Origin of the sequence: Acinetobacter bouvetii DSM 14964 = CIP 107468 (genome assembly GCF_000368865.1) — a bacterium.
Classification (GTDB): Bacteria; Pseudomonadota; Gammaproteobacteria; order Pseudomonadales; family Moraxellaceae; genus Acinetobacter; species Acinetobacter bouvetii.
In genome coordinates this window covers 849,969-865,403 of sequence record NZ_KB849726.1, presented here as the reverse complement: position 1 = coordinate 865,403, position 15,435 = coordinate 849,969, and the positions used below count along the sequence as shown (strand labels likewise).

The 15,435-nt window shown below is 43.4% G+C and carries 18 protein-coding genes and 1 pseudogene; 10 read left to right on the top strand and 9 right to left on the bottom strand.

The annotated features are described in order from the left end of the window. The 4 genes and pseudogenes from F941_RS06960 to F941_RS06945 all read right to left on the bottom strand — a co-directional run. Positions 1-609: pseudogene (locus tag F941_RS06960) on the bottom strand (ribonuclease D); the annotation flags it as partial. Positions 610-787: 178 nt separating this feature from the next. Further along, positions 788-1,384 carry a recombination mediator RecR gene (recR, locus tag F941_RS06955; protein ID WP_005009342.1) on the bottom strand — a complete coding sequence of 199 codons (597 nt, stop codon included), beginning with the start codon at positions 1,382-1,384 and terminating at the stop codon, positions 788-790. 13 nt (positions 1,385-1,397) lie between these two features. Next, positions 1,398-1,727 (bottom strand): YbaB/EbfC family nucleoid-associated protein, encoded by a 330-nt coding sequence (locus F941_RS06950; RefSeq protein WP_005009340.1) that lies wholly within the window; start codon positions 1,725-1,727, stop codon positions 1,398-1,400. A gap of 91 nt (positions 1,728-1,818) precedes the next feature. Beyond that, positions 1,819-3,006: an O-succinylhomoserine sulfhydrylase gene (locus tag F941_RS06945; protein WP_005009337.1), complete on the bottom strand. Its 1,188-nt coding sequence runs from the start codon at positions 3,004-3,006 to the stop codon at positions 1,819-1,821. 141 nt (positions 3,007-3,147) lie between these two features. On the opposite strand from F941_RS06945, the gene F941_RS06940 reads away from it, so the two are divergent. The 10 genes from F941_RS06940 (at position 3,148) to F941_RS06895 (ending at position 11,126) form a co-directional block, all read left to right on the top strand. Next, on the top strand, positions 3,148-4,251 hold the full coding sequence (locus tag F941_RS06940) for an alpha/beta fold hydrolase (RefSeq protein WP_005009335.1): 1,104 nt from the start codon (positions 3,148-3,150) through the stop codon (positions 4,249-4,251). Between the two features lie 9 nt (positions 4,252-4,260). Then, positions 4,261-5,133 carry an NAD(P)-dependent oxidoreductase gene (locus F941_RS06935; protein WP_005009333.1) on the top strand — a complete coding sequence of 291 codons (873 nt, stop codon included), beginning with the start codon at positions 4,261-4,263 and terminating at the stop codon, positions 5,131-5,133. Positions 5,134-5,218: 85 nt separating this feature from the next. Then, positions 5,219-5,488, top strand: a complete 270-nt coding sequence (locus F941_RS06930) for a YARHG domain-containing protein (RefSeq protein ID WP_005009332.1) — start codon at positions 5,219-5,221, stop codon at positions 5,486-5,488. 41 nt (positions 5,489-5,529) lie between these two features. Beyond that, positions 5,530-5,952: an HIT family protein gene (locus F941_RS06925; RefSeq protein ID WP_005009329.1), complete on the top strand. Its 423-nt coding sequence runs from the start codon at positions 5,530-5,532 to the stop codon at positions 5,950-5,952. Between the two features lie 341 nt (positions 5,953-6,293). Next, positions 6,294-7,373 carry a porin gene (locus F941_RS06920; protein WP_005009326.1) on the top strand — a complete coding sequence of 360 codons (1,080 nt, stop codon included), beginning with the start codon at positions 6,294-6,296 and terminating at the stop codon, positions 7,371-7,373. A gap of 401 nt (positions 7,374-7,774) precedes the next feature. After that, positions 7,775-7,966 carry a cytochrome oxidase putative small subunit CydP gene (cydP, locus tag F941_RS06915; RefSeq protein WP_005009325.1) on the top strand — a complete coding sequence of 64 codons (192 nt, stop codon included), beginning with the start codon at positions 7,775-7,777 and terminating at the stop codon, positions 7,964-7,966. Beyond that, complete coding sequence (locus tag F941_RS06910; protein WP_005009319.1) at positions 7,966-9,552, top strand: cytochrome ubiquinol oxidase subunit I; 1,587 nt, start codon at positions 7,966-7,968, stop codon at positions 9,550-9,552. The genes cydP and F941_RS06910 overlap by 1 nt, the downstream gene beginning before the upstream one ends. Further along, on the top strand, positions 9,549-10,694 hold the full coding sequence (gene cydB / locus F941_RS06905) for a cytochrome d ubiquinol oxidase subunit II (protein ID WP_005009315.1): 1,146 nt from the start codon (positions 9,549-9,551) through the stop codon (positions 10,692-10,694). The genes F941_RS06910 and cydB overlap by 4 nt, the downstream gene beginning before the upstream one ends. Positions 10,695-10,724: 30 nt before the next feature. Next, positions 10,725-10,826, top strand: coding sequence for a cytochrome bd-I oxidase subunit CydX (gene cydX, locus F941_RS16195; protein WP_002120988.1), 102 nt, complete (start codon positions 10,725-10,727; stop codon positions 10,824-10,826). Between the two features lie 3 nt (positions 10,827-10,829). Next, positions 10,830-11,126 (top strand): cyd operon YbgE family protein, encoded by a 297-nt coding sequence (locus tag F941_RS06895; RefSeq protein ID WP_005009311.1) that lies wholly within the window; start codon positions 10,830-10,832, stop codon positions 11,124-11,126. A 340-nt stretch (positions 11,127-11,466) separates the two neighbouring features. On the opposite strand, the gene F941_RS16880 is transcribed toward F941_RS06895, so the two are convergent. The 5 genes from F941_RS16880 to eno form a co-directional block, all read right to left on the bottom strand. After that, entirely contained in the window at positions 11,467-11,571 is a 105-nt protein-coding gene (locus F941_RS16880) for a hypothetical protein (RefSeq protein WP_005009310.1), read from the bottom strand. 220 nt (positions 11,572-11,791) lie between these two features. Beyond that, entirely contained in the window at positions 11,792-12,928 is a 1,137-nt protein-coding gene (gene rodA, locus F941_RS06885) for a rod shape-determining protein RodA (RefSeq protein WP_005009308.1), read from the bottom strand. Positions 12,929-13,014: 86 nt separating this feature from the next. After that, positions 13,015-13,743, bottom strand: coding sequence for a 2-C-methyl-D-erythritol 4-phosphate cytidylyltransferase (ispD, locus tag F941_RS06880; protein WP_005009306.1), 729 nt, complete (start codon positions 13,741-13,743; stop codon positions 13,015-13,017). Next, positions 13,709-14,095, bottom strand: a complete 387-nt coding sequence (locus F941_RS06875; RefSeq protein ID WP_005009304.1) for a septum formation initiator family protein — start codon at positions 14,093-14,095, stop codon at positions 13,709-13,711. The genes ispD and F941_RS06875 overlap by 35 nt, the downstream gene beginning before the upstream one ends. Positions 14,096-14,110: 15 nt before the next feature. Next, the gene (eno, locus tag F941_RS06870) at positions 14,111-15,400 is read right to left on the bottom strand and encodes a phosphopyruvate hydratase (RefSeq protein WP_005009302.1); all 1,290 of its coding nucleotides are present in this window, start codon (positions 15,398-15,400) and stop codon (positions 14,111-14,113) included. Between the last annotated feature and the right edge of the window lie 35 nt (positions 15,401-15,435).

The window sequence follows — 15,435 nt, the reverse complement described above, 5'->3', positions numbered from 1 at the left end:
ATTGCCGACATCATGATAAAGCATCGCCATTGGCGTTTCCTGACCAATTTCATGCGTTAAATTCCGGCAGTCTTCCAGCGCGCAATCCAGCAAATGCTTTCCGGACAATTCAGCTTTTACCTTATCTGACAGCTGCATAATGTATTCAACATCATTCGCTGCATACATCAGCTGCTCAGGGCTTAATGGACGCGCCAGCCAGTCTGAACGGGTTTGATCTTTTTCAATATCCACATTCAGCATCGTTTTCAGCGCATTTTGATAACTGACTTGCAAACCATGCCCCAAGAAAGACATGCCCACCTGCGTATCAAAGACATTTTTCAGCGTTTTTTGCTGCGCATAATGGTAGATTAAATCAATATCTTCACTGCAGGCATGGAAAATATTTTGCTGCGCATTAAACAGCTTGTTCCAAAACTCGGATAAGTCTAAAGCTGCGCCGTCAAGCAAATACACTTTTCCACTAATATTTATTTGAAAAACGCCTAATTTGGGCCACAAAGTATCCACCTTGATAAATTCGGTGTCCAGTCCATAAATGGAGCTTTGATCCATAAGGTTGAGTACATTTTGCAGATCTTGCTGCTGATGGATAAATTGATACATAAATGCTTGAGGCTATTGCTAGAGGCTCTTTTCGGCTATATTAACCGATATCTTATAATTATCGATAAAAAATAAAATATATTCACTATATCTTTTCGATTATAGTTGTTTTTCAAAATCAAAATACCATTTAGTCATATAAAAAAGCTATTAATAAATGATATTTTGAGATTCAATCTTACTTCATGCGCATGCGGTTGTGCACTGCTTGGCTTAAAGTATGGCTGTCAACATATTCCAGCTCTCCGCCTTGCGGGACACCTTGCGCAATCCGAGTCATCTGCACGGGCAAATGCTTGGCTGCTTCTACAATATAATGCGCTGTCGCTTGCCCTTCTACGGTTGCATTGGTGGCAAGGATGACTTCTTTGACCTTGCCGTCAGCTAAGCGCTGCAGCAGATACGGAATGCCAATTTCATCGGGGCCAATGCCATCCAGCGGAGACAAGTGCCCGCCAAGTACATGATATTTTCCGCGGAAACTGCCGCTTTGCTCTATGGCCATCACATCTGCTGGAGACTCAACCAAGCAAAGGATTTGCTCATCACGCTCATGTGACAGGCAAATATTGCAGACCTCATTTTCGGTCAGTGAATGGCAAATTGAGCATTCATGAATGTAGCTGGTGGCTTCGTTCAGCGCATACGCTAAACCAATTGCCCCCTCTTTATTCTTCATGATTAAGTGCAGCGCCATGCGCTGAGCCGATTTTGGCCCAACGCTTGGCAAAATGCGCAATGCTTGAACCAGCTGATCAAAACGATCACTAAACATGCACTGCTGTTCCTTAGAATAAGCCGGCAAGGCCTGGCGGCAAGCCCATGCCAGAGTTTGCTGACTTCATGCGCTCTTCTGAAATGGCTTCAGCTTGACGCGCAGCATCATTCATTGCAGCAGCAATCAAATCTTCAATCATGTCTGCATCGTCTTGAAGCAATTCAGGGCTGATTTCAATGCGTTTGACCACATTGCGGCAAGTCATGGTCACTTTAACCAAACCGCCGCCTGCTTCCGCATGCACTTCAGTTTGAGCAAGTTCTTCTTTTGCCTTCTTGGCATTGCTTTCGACTTCTTTCTGCATGCGCTGCGCTTGCTGCATTAACATGTTAATGTTCATAAAATACTCCGAACACAAAATCTTTTATTGCCTGAGTTCAGCTTACTGCAATGAACTCAAGCTGGATCACTTAAAGCTGAATGAATTTGAATTAGATCAAATCTAAACCGCGGGAAATATCGCGAATAATATCATCAATATCTTCTAAACCAACAGATACGCGGATTAAACCTTCAGAAATTCCAGCAGCTTGTTTCGCTTCAGCTGACATTCTGCCGTGTGATGTGGTTGCCGGATGGGTAATTGTTGATTTTACATCGCCTAAATTACTGGTGATTGAAAGGAAGCGGGTATTGTCGATCACTGTCCACGCCCCCTCACGCTCACCTTTTACCACAAAAGAGACTACGCCGCCAAAACCAGACTGCTGTTTTTTCGCCAGCTCATGTCCAGCGTGATTCGGCAGGCCCGCATAGTAAACTTTTTCCACTTTCGGATGCGCATCCAGCCATTCTGCCAATTTCTGCGCGCTGGCGCAGTGCGCTTTCATGCGCAGGCTCAGCGTTTCCAAGCCTTTCAAGAAAATCCAGGCATTGAACGGGCTCAATGAATTGCCGAGTGTACGAATTACACCGGTAATTTCTTCCATCAATTTTGCGCTGCCCACTACTGCGCCGCCCAATGCACGGCCTTGACCATCGATGTATTTTGTAGATGAATACACGATTAAATCCGCGCCAAATTTAAGCGGCTGCTGCAAAACGGGGGTACAAAAAGTATTATCAACCGCAAATAATGCGCCCTGTGCATGCGCAATATCCGCAATAGCTTGGATGTCGCCCACTTGAGCCAAAGGATTAGACGGTGTTTCAATAAACAAAAGGCGTGTATTTGGACGAACCGCTTTTTTCCAGCCATCTAAATCTTCTAAATCAACAAAAGTGACCTCTACGCCAAATTTAATGACATATTTTTCAAAGAGAGAAATGATTGAACCGAATACTGCGCGTGAACACACCACATGGTCACCGGCTTTCAAGTAAGCTAAAGTAATCGCATGCACGCCCGCCATGCCCGAACTGGTCGCTACAGCAGCTTCAGCGCCATCCAATACCGCAAGGCGTTTTTCAAATGCTTGCACAGTTGGATTGGTATAGCGTGAATAAGTATTTCCTTCAATTTGTCCTGAAAACTTAGCAGCCGCATCCGCAGCGCTTTCACAGACAAACGATGACGTTAAGAAAATTGGTTCACTGTGCTCGCCTTCAAAAGTGCGTGTATGGCCGGTACGAATCGCTAAAGTATCAAGCTGGTATTCAATGTCGTCTTGTTGGCTCATCAGCATTACTCAGTCTTATGACTGCCTTTTGTTAATAATTGCCAATATTTTGAGCGTCTAAGCTATTTCAGGTCAAGGCATAATAAGCAAATATCGCTTAGACTTCGATCAAACCTGCAAAGACATAGGTCAATTACAATCATGCATCCATTAAAAAAAAGACTTTTAAACCAGCAAAAAAAGCTGAAACACCTGTCTACACGTGTTTTCAATGCGAAATCGCTGGTGCTGTCACAAAGCAACCCTTACGAAGTAATTGAAGAATATAAATATTGCCGCATCCGCCATTATGCGTCGCCGAATAAAAAATACGCAGAACCGCTGGTCTTTGTTGCGCCGCTGGCTATCAATATGGCGATTTATGACCTGTATCCATACCGCTCTCTGGTTAAGCATTTTCAGCACAGCGGTTTTGATGTGTATTTGCTGGAATGGACTAAGCTGAATTATCAGGACCGCTTTCTGAATTTCCTGTCTTTTATTAATGATGCTATTCCGCATTGCATAGACACGATCAGCCGGCATGCCAACAGCAAATATATTTCCCTGCACGGCTGGAGCATGGCAGGCGTTTTTGTCACGCTCTATACCGCACTGCATCAGCCTGAACATGTCAAAAACCTGATTGTGGTGGGCAGCCCAATTGACAGTTATGCGTCTGGGCGTGTCGGAAAACTTTTTCAGAACGTCAATAAGCTCGTATCGCGAAGCAAATCTGTGCGGGATACCATTTACACTGGGCAAATCCCTAAACGCATGATCCATACCCCCGGCCTGCTGAATGCGCTGGGTTTTAAAATTTTAGATCCCAAAGGCTGGATTGACAGTCAAAGGCAGCTTTTATCCAACTTGTCCGACACCCGCACGGTCTATGAACATGCCACTATGGGCGACTTCCTGAATAATATGATTGACTACCCGGGCGGCATCAATCAGGACATGGTGCTGAATCTTTGGCTGCAAAACCCGTTAAAACAAGGTGTTATTCAATTAAAAGATAAAGTTATCAAATTAAAAAATATCAACTGCTCTTTGTTGATTGGCGCAGGCTCCAGCGATCAGATTGTAACAGCCGAAGCGATTCAGCCCTTAGGTGAATTGACAAGCAGTCAAGATGTCACGTTTACTCTCATCCCAGGCGGGCATTTGGGCTTAATGTCCAGTCAGAAAAGCGCCGCTGAATTTTGGCCAAAACTGACTGCTTGGCTAGTACAAAGATCGACATTATTAGAAACACACAATTAGGGTTTAATCATGATTCAATCAGTTGCATTCATCGGCTTGGGCGCAATGGGCTACCGTATGGCCGCGCATTTGCCTAAATACTTTGACAGCGTTTATGTCTGGAACCGAAATTTCGACAAGGCGAAACAGCATGCAGCTGAGTACGGCACACAGGCTGTAGAGTTAAATCAGGCAGTACAGGCCGATGTTATTTTTTCCTGCCTGCCGACCAGCGCCGATGTAGAAGCGCTGGTCAGCACTTTAAGCATCAAGTCTGGCTCAATTTGGGTGGACTGCACCAGCGGTGTGCCTGAATCGGCTCAGAAGCTGGCATCCGCGCTCAAAGCGCAAAATATTGATTATCTGGATGCACCCGTCAGCGGGCAAACTATTGGCGCTGAAAATGCCACATTAACCGTCATGGCGGGCGGTAATGCCGAAGCCTTTGAAAAGGCCCTGCCTGCCATGCAGGCTGTGGGTAAATTAATTAAGCATGTGGGTGCATCCGGCGCAGGCTTTGCAGTCAAAGCTGTAAACAACATGTTAATGGCTGTAAATCTTTGTGCCGCCGCCGAAGGCGCTTTGACATTGAAAGCCCACGGTGTAAATCTCACAGAAGCATTAGACTGCATCAATGCATCCAGCGGCAAAAGCAATGCCACCGAAACTATTTTGCCGCAGCGCGTGATCAACCGCACATTTCCGCTCACCTTTGCCCTGCCGCTATTAGCCAAAGATACAGGGATTGCTGTAGACTTGGTCCGTCAGGCCAAACTGTCTGCGCCGATCATTGGATTGACGCAAAGCCTAATTCAGGCTGCCAGCGATACCGCTGCGCCAAACAGTGATTTTTCCACTGCTGTAAAAATGTACGAATCATGGAGTAAAATTACAATCGAGTAATAAGCCGCCATTGAATAATCATAATGAAACCTAATATTGTGATGATATGGTCATACATATTGTTACAGGTACAGAGGAAACTCGCATGAACAAATTTACTGTTGCCGCTCTGATCAGTGCAGTAACTTTTATTGGGGCATCTTCAACCGCATTTGCTTCTGAACAGGAATGCCAAAAGCTGAAGAATGACCATGATGTAATTTACGCGTCTAAAGGCTTCTGTTTTAAAGACCCTGAGGCCAAGGCAAAATTTGGCAATGACAATTGCTATACAACCAAGCCTAAATTCTCAGAAAAAGAACAGCAGCGGCTTGACGCCATCAAGGAACGTCAGAAAGAATTGAACTGCAAATAACTGAATACATTTCAATTCACTCACGCTTAAGGAATTTAGCCATGGCTTATGATGACCAAAACATTTTTGCAAGAATTTTACGCGGTGAACTTCCGGCAATTAAAGTCTACGAAGATGACCAAGTGCTTGCATTTATGGACATAATGCCGCAGGCGGAAGGCCATACGCTGGTTATTCCCAAAAATCCGGCTGTCACCTTGCTCGATTTGGCGCCAGAAGCTGCAGCCTACACCATTCAAATTGTGCAAAAAGTTGCGCAAGCCATGGAAACTGCGCTTGGCGTTAAAGGCATTGTACTCATGCAGCTGTCTGGCACTGTCGCAGGCCAAACTGTGCCCCATGTGCATTTTCACTTGATTCCAACCAATGTCCATGAACTTGGCAAGCATGCGGCGACTATGGGCGACCAAGAAAAAATTAAAGCGCAGGCAGAACTCATTAAAGCGGCCTTAGCTGCGGCATGAAATTAAACTGATTTTGCATGCAATTCAAATGGAGCTTCGGCTCCATTTTTTTTGCACTGAGAACTTACAGATCAGACTTAATCTGACATTTTATATAATAATGGCCGCCGCAAGAAACGCTCTGCACGCTTCCTAAGCGCTCGTTTAATAAAAGCTTTTCTTTTAAACATTATGAAACACACTCAATAACCCACTGATTAATTTTAATATTTTTGAAATATTTCCTTAATATAAATGACTTATTTGTAATGAATACTTAGCGCCATTAGATAGCGAAATTATTTTTAGCAAAGCTACTGATAAATCGAATTGATAAAACGCAAGTCTTTATGGAGCTGCAAATGAAAAAAACACTCTGTGCATTAGCAATCGGGGCAACTATCCTTACACCGATAATGGCATCTGCTGCTGATGTCAAAATTTATGGCCGTGCACATGTTTCTTTAGACTATTTAGACGATGGCAAAGACTACAATGAAGTTGGTTTATCATCAAACTCATCACGGCTTGGCTTTAAAGTTGATCAAAAAATTAATGATGACTTAAATGTTTTCGCACAGATTGAACAAGAAATTAACTTTGCCAGCGGCTCTAAAGACAGCAATGGCGTTAACTTTTCAACCCGTGATACCTTTGTTGGCTTGAAGAGCGGCACATATGGCCAGGCGCGTGTAGGCCGTTTTGACAGCCCGTTTAAAGCGGCCCGCGGCCCAGTCAATTTCTTTGGCGACATGGTCGGTGATGTGCGCAATGTCACACGCGTCGGCAACTTGAAGTTTGATGAACGCAATGAAAACACCATTGAATATAAATCACCAAAATTTGGCGGCGGTTTTAACGTATTAGCCGCAATGTCGATGCATTCGGGCACTCAAATTGCTCAGGATGCAAATGGCGAAGGCGTTGACGACAATAAAGCCTACGACTTAGCGCTGACTTATAACGCTGGACCTATCGATGCTGCAGCTGCATATGAAAAATATGATGAAAATGCAGCCAATGCGGCAGGCGGCGCAAGCCGTGATGCCTTCCGCATTGCCGGCGCATATAAATTTACCGATACATTCAATCTGGGCGCCATGTATCAAATCGCAAAACACGATAACGATACAGCCAATCCAGACGCGCAAGTATTTGGCTTAGCGGGTGAATACAAAATCACGCCAAAAACATCGGTACGCGGTGAATATTTCTACCGTGATGTCGATGCGGATGATGCCAATGCCAGCTTAATCGGTGTAGGTGTGGAACACAAGCTAGACAGCACTTTGCGCGTATATGGCAACCTGGCAACAGTGTTGAATGATAAAAACTCTAAGCTTAACCCTTGGAAAGAAGGCCGCAGCTTTGGCAACAGCATCAGCGGTGTTGCAGATGAAAACTCAACAGCCCTTTCTCTAGGCTTGCGTTACGACTTCTAAGCCTAGAAATAAACTCCCCCAACACAAAGGAATATGCGCGCATGTTCCTTTTTTTATTTGCAATACTCCGGTTGTTTTTTAAACTATTTTGTGATTTTATAAAGTATCAATACATTATCAAGAAAGCATTAATACCCAATTAAAATAGTCGGATTAAATATAATTATATCCACACCAACCATTAAACATAAGTAAAATGGTCGGAATTATTTATTATATACAAGCGTTTTAATCAACATTATAAACAGCGTTATTCAGTTTTAATTTTATCAAAAATGCATATTAAATTATTGTTTTAAATCACTTTAATAATATATTTTTATTTTAACTGTTTAACCTATTTATTTTTAGTAAACTTTTGTCAATAATAGGTCATGAGTTTAAAACATAGGCTTATCACTATGAGCTTAGTCCCCAAAGATATTAACCGGCGTTCAGTCATTGAAATCACCGCTATTTTAATCATTAAAGTGGCAATTTTACTCACCATCAAACACATCTGGTTTGATGCGCCGACAATTCCCAAAGATTTTGATAACCAAGTTGCTGAGCATATCGCTGGCAGTCCTTCCCAAATCAAGGAGACACGTTGATGATTTCTGAAAGCGTGGTCGATTTATCACGGTTCCAATTTGCAATGACCGCGATGTATCACTTTATATTTGTACCACTTACTCTAGGTCTGGCTTTTATTCTTGCCATTATGGAAACCACGTATGTGATTTCCGGTAAAGAAATCTATAAAGACATGACCAAATTCTGGGGCAAACTTTTCGGTATTAACTTTGCCTTAGGTGTAACCACTGGTCTGACCATGGAATTCCAGTTCGGTACAAACTGGGCGTACTACTCTCACTATGTGGGTGATATTTTTGGTGCGCCGCTTGCCATTGAAGGATTGATGGCATTCTTTCTAGAATCAACTTTTATTGGTTTATTCTTCTTTGGCTGGGATCGCCTTTCAAAAGTTCAGCATTTAAGCGTGACATGGCTGGTTGCACTGGGTTCAAATCTATCCGCATTATGGATTTTAGTGGCCAATGGCTGGATGCAAAACCCGGTCGGTTCAGAATTTAATTTTGAAACCATGCGTATGGAGCTTGTCGATTTTGGCGCTTTGATTTTTAACCCAGTTGCTCAAGTGAAATTTGTTCACACTGTGTCTGCAGGTTATGTCACTGGGGCAATCTTTGTTTTAGCCATTTCAAGTTATTACTTATTGAAAAAACGTGATTTACCATTTGCGCGCCGCTCTTTTGCCATCGCTGCAATCTTTGGTTTAGCATCTACACTTTCTGTGATCTTACTTGGTGATGAATCTGGTTATGAGCTTGGTGATGTTCAAAAAACCAAACTGGCTGCCATTGAATCTGAATGGGAAACTCACCCAGCGCCTGCACCGTTTACTTTATTTGGTATTCCAAATCAGGAAGAACAACGCACTGACTATGCCATAAAAATCCCATATGCAATGGGTATTATTGCCACACGCTCATTAGATAAAGAAGTCACAGGTCTTAAAGACTTGATGGTTCAACATGAGGCGCGTATCCGTAATGGTATGGTGGCTTATAGTGAACTTGAAAAACTTCGTGCTGGTGACCGTTCTCCAGAACTTATGGCTTCTTTTAAAGAAAACCAAAAAGATTTAGGTTATGGCTTACTTCTTAAAAAATATACTGAAAATGTAACTGATGCGTCTGAAGCGCATATTCAAGCAGCAACAAAAGATACCATTCCAAATGTAACCGCATTGTTCTTCTCTTTCCGTGCAATGGTGGCTTCTGGTTTCTTAATGCTCCTTCTGTTTATCCTTGCAACATTTGCTGTAGCAAAACGTAATGCAGAAAATAAACCATGGTTGCTCAAGTTTGCACTGTTTGCCCTGCCTTTACCTTGGATTGCAGCGCAAACAGGCTGGTATGTCGCTGAAGGCGGCCGTCAGCCATGGACAATTGGTGAAGTGCTGCCTACACACCTTTCTGCATCTAGTTTGAGCACTGGCGATGTATGGGGCTCAATCATCGCATTGGCAGCGTTCTATACTGTGCTGTTGATTATTGAAATGTATTTAATGATCAAATTCTCACGCTTAGGACCAAGTTCTTTACATACTGGAAAATATCACTTCGAGAAACTTGAAGCTCAGCAAGCTCAAGCTGGGGAGAATCAATCATGATCGAATATGAACTTCTCAAAATTATCTGGTGGGTTTTAGTCGGTGTTTTACTGATTGGCTTCGCCCTGACAGATGGTTTCGATATGGGCTCAATGGCATTGATGCCATTTGTAGGTAAAACTGATGACGAACGCCGCGCTGCAATTAACACCATTGCACCGCATTGGGAAGGCAACCAAGTTTGGTTCGTGACTGCTGGTGGCGCACTCTTTGCAGCTTGGCCAATGGTTTATGCAACAGCCTTCTCTGGCATGTACTGGGCACTGTTATTGGTCTTATTTGCACTCTTCCTGAGACCCGTAGGCTTTGACTACCGCTCTAAACTTCAAAATACCCAATGGCGCAACTCTTGGGATTGGGGTTTATGCATTGGCGGCGCTGTACCAGCACTAGTATTCGGTGTTGCCTTTGGCAATATGTTCCTGGGCGTCCCTTTTACATTAGATGAAACTGTACGATCAACGTATACAGGCAGCTTCTTTGCGCTGCTTAATCCATTTGCTTTAGTTTGCGGTCTCGTGAGTTTATCAATGCTTTGCGCACATGGCGGCGCTTGGCTGATGCTTCGCACTGACGGTGTATTACGTCAGCGCTCTGCAAAAGCGACTCAGCTGATGGGTGCAATCTTCTTAGTGTGCTTCTTGGGCGCAGGCGCTTGGTTATATTTTGGCGGCATCGAAGGCTATACTTTGGTACAACCATTTAATACCAATGCCGTTGCAAATCCATTAGCAAAAGAAGTTTTAACCACAGGCAACCATGGTTGGATGAATAACTATTCAATTTACCCAATCACAATGCTTGCGCCTATTTCTGCAATTCTTGGCGCAATCCTGATTATCTTTGGCGCTGGTAAAAACAAAGCGGGTGTGAGCTTTACAGGCTCTACCTTAGCGGTGACTGGTTCCATCTTAACTGCGGGTTTTGCACTGTTCCCATTCTTGATGCCATCAAGCATCAACCCAACTGTAAGCTTGACCATGTGGGATGCGGTTTCGAGTAAGAATACACTGACAGTAATGACTGTGGTGGCTTCTATCTTTGTACCGCTGATTTTAATCTATACCACATGGTGTTATTACAAAATGTGGGGCGTTATTACCAACAAACATGTTCAAGACAACTCACACAGCCTGTACTAAGGCTGTGTCTAAGCAAATAGGAGAATATTTATGTGGTATTTCGCTTGGATTCTTGGGATTTTGATGGCATGTTTTGCAGGTGTACTCAGTGCACTTTATATAGAACATCATCAAGATTTGGATGAGGAATAAGCCATGACTGAGATCGCAATGACAGCAGAAAAAAAGAAGCCGAATAAGTTTGCAATGGCCGTTTCATTTTTGATGGCATTGCCTCTTGCAGCGGTCTTATTGATTCACCCTGGTGCAATGCTGGATGCCAATGGCCACTATAGCCACAGCGCTTTAATGATGATCATGATTGGCATTTCAGGCGGTTTTATTCATGGTGTCGGTTTTCAGCCACATTTCTGGCTTTGGAAATGGCTGTTTAGCCCAATTGTTGCATGGCCACTCATGCTGTGGGGCTACTACACCTGGTTTATTGCCTAATTTGCAACACCAGTCCAGTATATAACAAAGCCCTCAATTGAGGGCTTTGTTATATTTACGATCAATTTCAACCTTTTGTTCAACTGTAATATCCAATTGCATTTGAAAACAGTGCCTGTATTTTTCATTGATAAAATAGATGTATTTCTCTTTAGCCGCATGTCTTAACAGAATTTGGACTGCCATCATAATAAAGCCATTGACCTGCTTGGCAACAACCAAACGTTGATTGACTGCTTAACCAGCTTTTCTTTGAATAAGAGAATTGCAGCCTGAATGCACAATTGAATGTAAATGCTTTAAAACTTTCTACAATCTGTTTTATTTCAGCCACGTTTCCTCATTTATTAATCATGCCTGAAGCTTTTGGAATTTTGACCATTTCTAATAATTCATCTTCGTTTTTAATTTCAAAATTTTGAATTTCATCATTGGACGCAACCATTAACAGCCAATAAGCTCTAACAGTTGCCTCAAAATAAACTCTAAATTTAGCCTTACAATCCCACCCATGAATACCGAGTGGTTCAATTCCGCATTTAACTCACTCAACATATTTGCAGAAGCACAAAAAAAGATCAGCCAAATACCGCTCCTGCTGTTTTCAAACATATCGAATTGACATAAAAAAAACTGGAATCAATCCAGCTTTTCATTACCCCAATTTAACGATGGGTATGTATCGACATTACAATCCCCATGCCTGCCAGCATCGAAATCACTGCGGTACCGCCATAACTCATCAGCGGCAGTGGATCGCCGGTAACCGGCAAAATGCCGCTGACCATGCCTGAATTTAAAAATACGAAGAAAAAGAATGTTAAGCCGGTTGCCCCCGCGTACAAACGGCCAAAATTATGGAAGCTGTTCATTCCTATCATTAAACAACGAATGATTATGGCTGCAAACAAACTAAACAGCAGAAAAACCCCAATAAAGCCAAATTCCTCTGCATACGTCGACATAATAAAGTCCGTATGGTGTTCAGGCAAATATCCCAAATGAGACTGAGTTCCCTCTGTAAACCCCTTGCCCGTCATACCGCCAGAACCAATCGCAATCTTCGACTGAATAATATTCCAGCCTGCGCCTAGTGCATCAGATTCTGGATCAAACAGCGTTAAAATCCTCTTTTTCTGGTATTCCTGCAAAAAAAACATCCAAAGCAGCGGCGCTGCAATAGCAAAAACGCCGATAGCGCCGGCAATTAGGCGCCAAGACATGCCGCTAAGGAAAAGCACAAATATGCCGGGAATGATTAAGCCAATGTTCAAATCGGGCTGCAGCGCGACCAACACAAAAGGCACCATCATAATCATTAAGGCAATAATAATATGGATAAACTTAGGCGGAAAAGCCCGGTTTGAAAAAAACCACGCCATCATCAGCGGCATTGCAAATTTCATCACCTCACTGGGCTGCATGCTGCCGATACCCGGCAAAGTAATCCAGCGCTTGGCGCCCATTCGCGTTTCACCAACCACCAGCACCAGAATCAGCATAAATAAGCCAAAAATATAAAAATATGGGCTGATGGCCTGATAAACTTTTGGCGGCACTTGCGCGCACAAAAACATGATAATAAAGCCTGCGCCAAAACTGATGGCTTGACGCATCACCATCCCTGAATCACCTGCTGTCGCACTGTAAACCACCATCAAGCCTAAAACGGCATTCAGGAGGAGAAAACCAAGCAGCCAGGGATCTAAATGCAATTTAGCCCAGCGTGACGAATCGTGCTTTATACTCAATCCATCGCGTGCGGACTGGCGTAAAAAACGATACTGCTGTGAAGGAATCATTAGCGGCGCATACTTAACAAAAAAGTGGGGAAATTATAAGTTAAAGCCGCAAAGAATAAATCGCAGCGGCTCAAATTATTCCAGATTTATTTCACAGCTGGCGGCTGTGAAGCCAAAATCAGTTTTGCCAGTTCTAAATCATCTGGATATGTAATCTTGATATTGTCTGAACGGCCCTGAACAACCTGAACAGTTTGATTCGCATATTCCAGCGCACTGGCTTCATCCGTAATATTGACCTGCGCCGAAAGCGCTTGCTCAATCGCTTTTTTCAGCACACCCAGCTTCGCCATTTGCGGTGTTTGCGCTTGCCAAAGCTGTGAACGGTCTACGGTGTTTGCAATCTCAGCGCCATGCCCCACCGATTTCAGGGTATCCCTGACGGGTATTGCTAAAATAGCGCTTTGCTGAGATTCGACAGCCGATGACACGAGGCTCTCTAAACTGGCCTTTGTCACACAAGGCCTCGCGGCATCATGCACCAGCACCCAATCATCCTCTGAAGCAAAGCCTGAAAGGTAATTTAAGGCGTTTAAAACAGAATTAACCCGCTCTGCGCCGCCCAAACAGAAATGCGCCTTATGCAAGTCTGAAAATTTCAAAGTTGCAGCAAAGGTGTCCCGCTCACCGATAGCCAGCACATAACCGGACAAAGGCAAGTCATTCAGCCTTTGCACCGTATGCTCTAAGACGGTCTTATTGTAAATAGCTTGGTATTGTTTAAGTTCTGATTTTGAAAAGCGGCTGCCCGACCCAGCTGCAGGTATTACAGCCCACAACTTAAGGTTCTGGGGGAGCTTCAGCGGGTTCTTCATTCGTGCGCAAATCTGCTTGATTAGGATTAACGTAAATTGGTCTGTATTGCGTGTTGACCGTACTCATTTGAACAAAAGTTTCGTGTGGTTTCACCAAACCTAAATCTAAACGCGCATGCTCTTCTATGGCTTCTACACCATTTTTTAAATCATAGACTTCCGCGGCTAAGACGCGGTTGCGTTCTTTTAGTTCTTCATTCAGTTCAATCTGCTGCTGAACTTTCTGTGCCAGTTTCTGATGGTCTTTATGGCCACCTTCACCAAACCAGTATAAATATTGAAACCCTGCGATCAATAAGATCGCAAGGCCCAACAATGCTTTACTCGCTTTGGAGTCAAATACATTTAACATAGATCGCATGTACGCTTAGTTTAAACCTTTAAACTCAGCTTTACCGCGATATGCAGCATTAGTCAATTCTTCAATGCGAAGCAATTGATTATATTTTGCTACACGGTCAGAACGGCAAAGTGAACCTGTCTTGATTTGACCAGCAGCAGTACCTACCGCAAGATCCGCAATCGTTGAATCTTCAGTTTCGCCAGAACGGTGTGAAATCACTGTAGAGTAACCATTTTCTTTCGCAAGATAGATTGCATCCAGAGTTTCAGTCAACGTACCAATTTGGTTGTATTTGATTAAGATAGAGTTGCCTACTTTCTCATTAATACCGCGCTGAAGGATTTTCGGGTTTGTAACGAACAAGTCATCACCCACCAACTGAATCTTGTCGCCAAGGATAGACGTCAAGTAAGACCAGCCTTCCCAATCAGATTCGTCTAGACCATCTTCAATTGAGATAATTGGGTATTGGTTTACAAGACCCGCTAAATAGTCAGAGAACTGGTTGCTTGTGAATGCTTTATTGCCTTCGCCCGCAAGAATGTATTGACCATTTTTATAGAATTCTGAAGATGCACAGTCAAGCGCAAGCATAATGTCAGAACCCGCTTTATAGCCAGTTTGACCAATAGCTTCAAGAATTACTGTGATTGCTTCTTCGTTCGAACGCAGGTTCGGCGCGAAACCGCCTTCATCACCCACTGCAGTGTTTAAACCTTTTTTGTTTAAAACTGATTTTAAAGAATGGAAAATTTCAGCGCCCGCACGAAGTGCTTCAGCAAATGATGTAAAGCCAACTGGCTCAATCATGAATTCTTGAATATCAACGTTGTTGTCTGCATGTGAACCGCCATTGATGATGTTCATCATTGGCACAGGCATCGTCAAGATTTTGTTATTGCGTAAATCTGCAATATATTGGAACAATGGGATTTTTTTCTCATCAGCCGCCGCGCGAGCCGCCGCCAAAGAAACAGCCAAAGTTGCGTTAGCGCCCAATTTTTCTTTGTTTTCAGTACCGTCAAGCGCAATCATTGTATTATCAATGTCTTTTTGCTCGAATACTGATTTACCCAATAAAGCATCACGAATCAGCGTATTAACATTGTTAACTGCTGTACGAACGCCTTTGCCTAAGTAACGCGCTTTATCGCCGTCACGAAGTTCTAAAGCTTCACGAGAACCAGTTGAAGCACCAGAAGGTGCACATGCACGGCCTACAACGCCAGAGGCTAAGATTACGTCAGCTTCAATGGTAGGGTTACCACGAGAGTCCAAAATTTCACGTGCACGAATGTCAACGATTTGACTCATGAACAGTTCCTCAGTTAATTAATAAAGACGATGCG

What these genes read in the sequence shown, in the direction of transcription:
- recR (WP_005009342.1), bottom strand. Translation starts at nt 1,384, where the DNA reads ATGTTTAGTGATCGTTTTGATCAGCTGGTTCAAGCATTGCGCATTTTG.
- cydB (WP_005009315.1), top strand. Translation starts at nt 9,549, where the DNA reads ATGATCGAATATGAACTTCTCAAAATTATCTGGTGGGTTTTAGTCGGT.
- F941_RS06930 (WP_005009332.1), top strand. Translation starts at nt 5,219, where the DNA reads ATGAACAAATTTACTGTTGCCGCTCTGATCAGTGCAGTAACTTTTATT.
- F941_RS06935 (WP_005009333.1), top strand. Translation starts at nt 4,261, where the DNA reads ATGATTCAATCAGTTGCATTCATCGGCTTGGGCGCAATGGGCTACCGT.
- F941_RS06910 (WP_005009319.1), top strand. Translation starts at nt 7,966, where the DNA reads ATGATTTCTGAAAGCGTGGTCGATTTATCACGGTTCCAATTTGCAATG.
- F941_RS06920 (WP_005009326.1), top strand. Translation starts at nt 6,294, where the DNA reads ATGAAAAAAACACTCTGTGCATTAGCAATCGGGGCAACTATCCTTACA.
- F941_RS06940 (WP_005009335.1), top strand. Translation starts at nt 3,148, where the DNA reads ATGCATCCATTAAAAAAAAGACTTTTAAACCAGCAAAAAAAGCTGAAA.
- rodA (WP_005009308.1), bottom strand. Translation starts at nt 12,928, where the DNA reads ATGATTCCTTCACAGCAGTATCGTTTTTTACGCCAGTCCGCACGCGAT.
- cydX (WP_002120988.1), top strand. Translation starts at nt 10,725, where the DNA reads ATGTGGTATTTCGCTTGGATTCTTGGGATTTTGATGGCATGTTTTGCA.
- F941_RS06945 (WP_005009337.1), bottom strand. Translation starts at nt 3,006, where the DNA reads ATGAGCCAACAAGACGACATTGAATACCAGCTTGATACTTTAGCGATT.
- ispD (WP_005009306.1), bottom strand. Translation starts at nt 13,743, where the DNA reads ATGAAGAACCCGCTGAAGCTCCCCCAGAACCTTAAGTTGTGGGCTGTA.
- F941_RS06875 (WP_005009304.1), bottom strand. Translation starts at nt 14,095, where the DNA reads ATGTTAAATGTATTTGACTCCAAAGCGAGTAAAGCATTGTTGGGCCTT.
- F941_RS06895 (WP_005009311.1), top strand. Translation starts at nt 10,830, where the DNA reads ATGACTGAGATCGCAATGACAGCAGAAAAAAAGAAGCCGAATAAGTTT.
- F941_RS16880 (WP_005009310.1), bottom strand. Translation starts at nt 11,571, where the DNA reads ATGGTTGCGTCCAATGATGAAATTCAAAATTTTGAAATTAAAAACGAA.
- cydP (WP_005009325.1), top strand. Translation starts at nt 7,775, where the DNA reads ATGAGCTTAGTCCCCAAAGATATTAACCGGCGTTCAGTCATTGAAATC.
- F941_RS06950 (WP_005009340.1), bottom strand. Translation starts at nt 1,727, where the DNA reads ATGAACATTAACATGTTAATGCAGCAAGCGCAGCGCATGCAGAAAGAA.
- F941_RS06925 (WP_005009329.1), top strand. Translation starts at nt 5,530, where the DNA reads ATGGCTTATGATGACCAAAACATTTTTGCAAGAATTTTACGCGGTGAA.
- eno (WP_005009302.1), bottom strand. Translation starts at nt 15,400, where the DNA reads ATGAGTCAAATCGTTGACATTCGTGCACGTGAAATTTTGGACTCTCGT.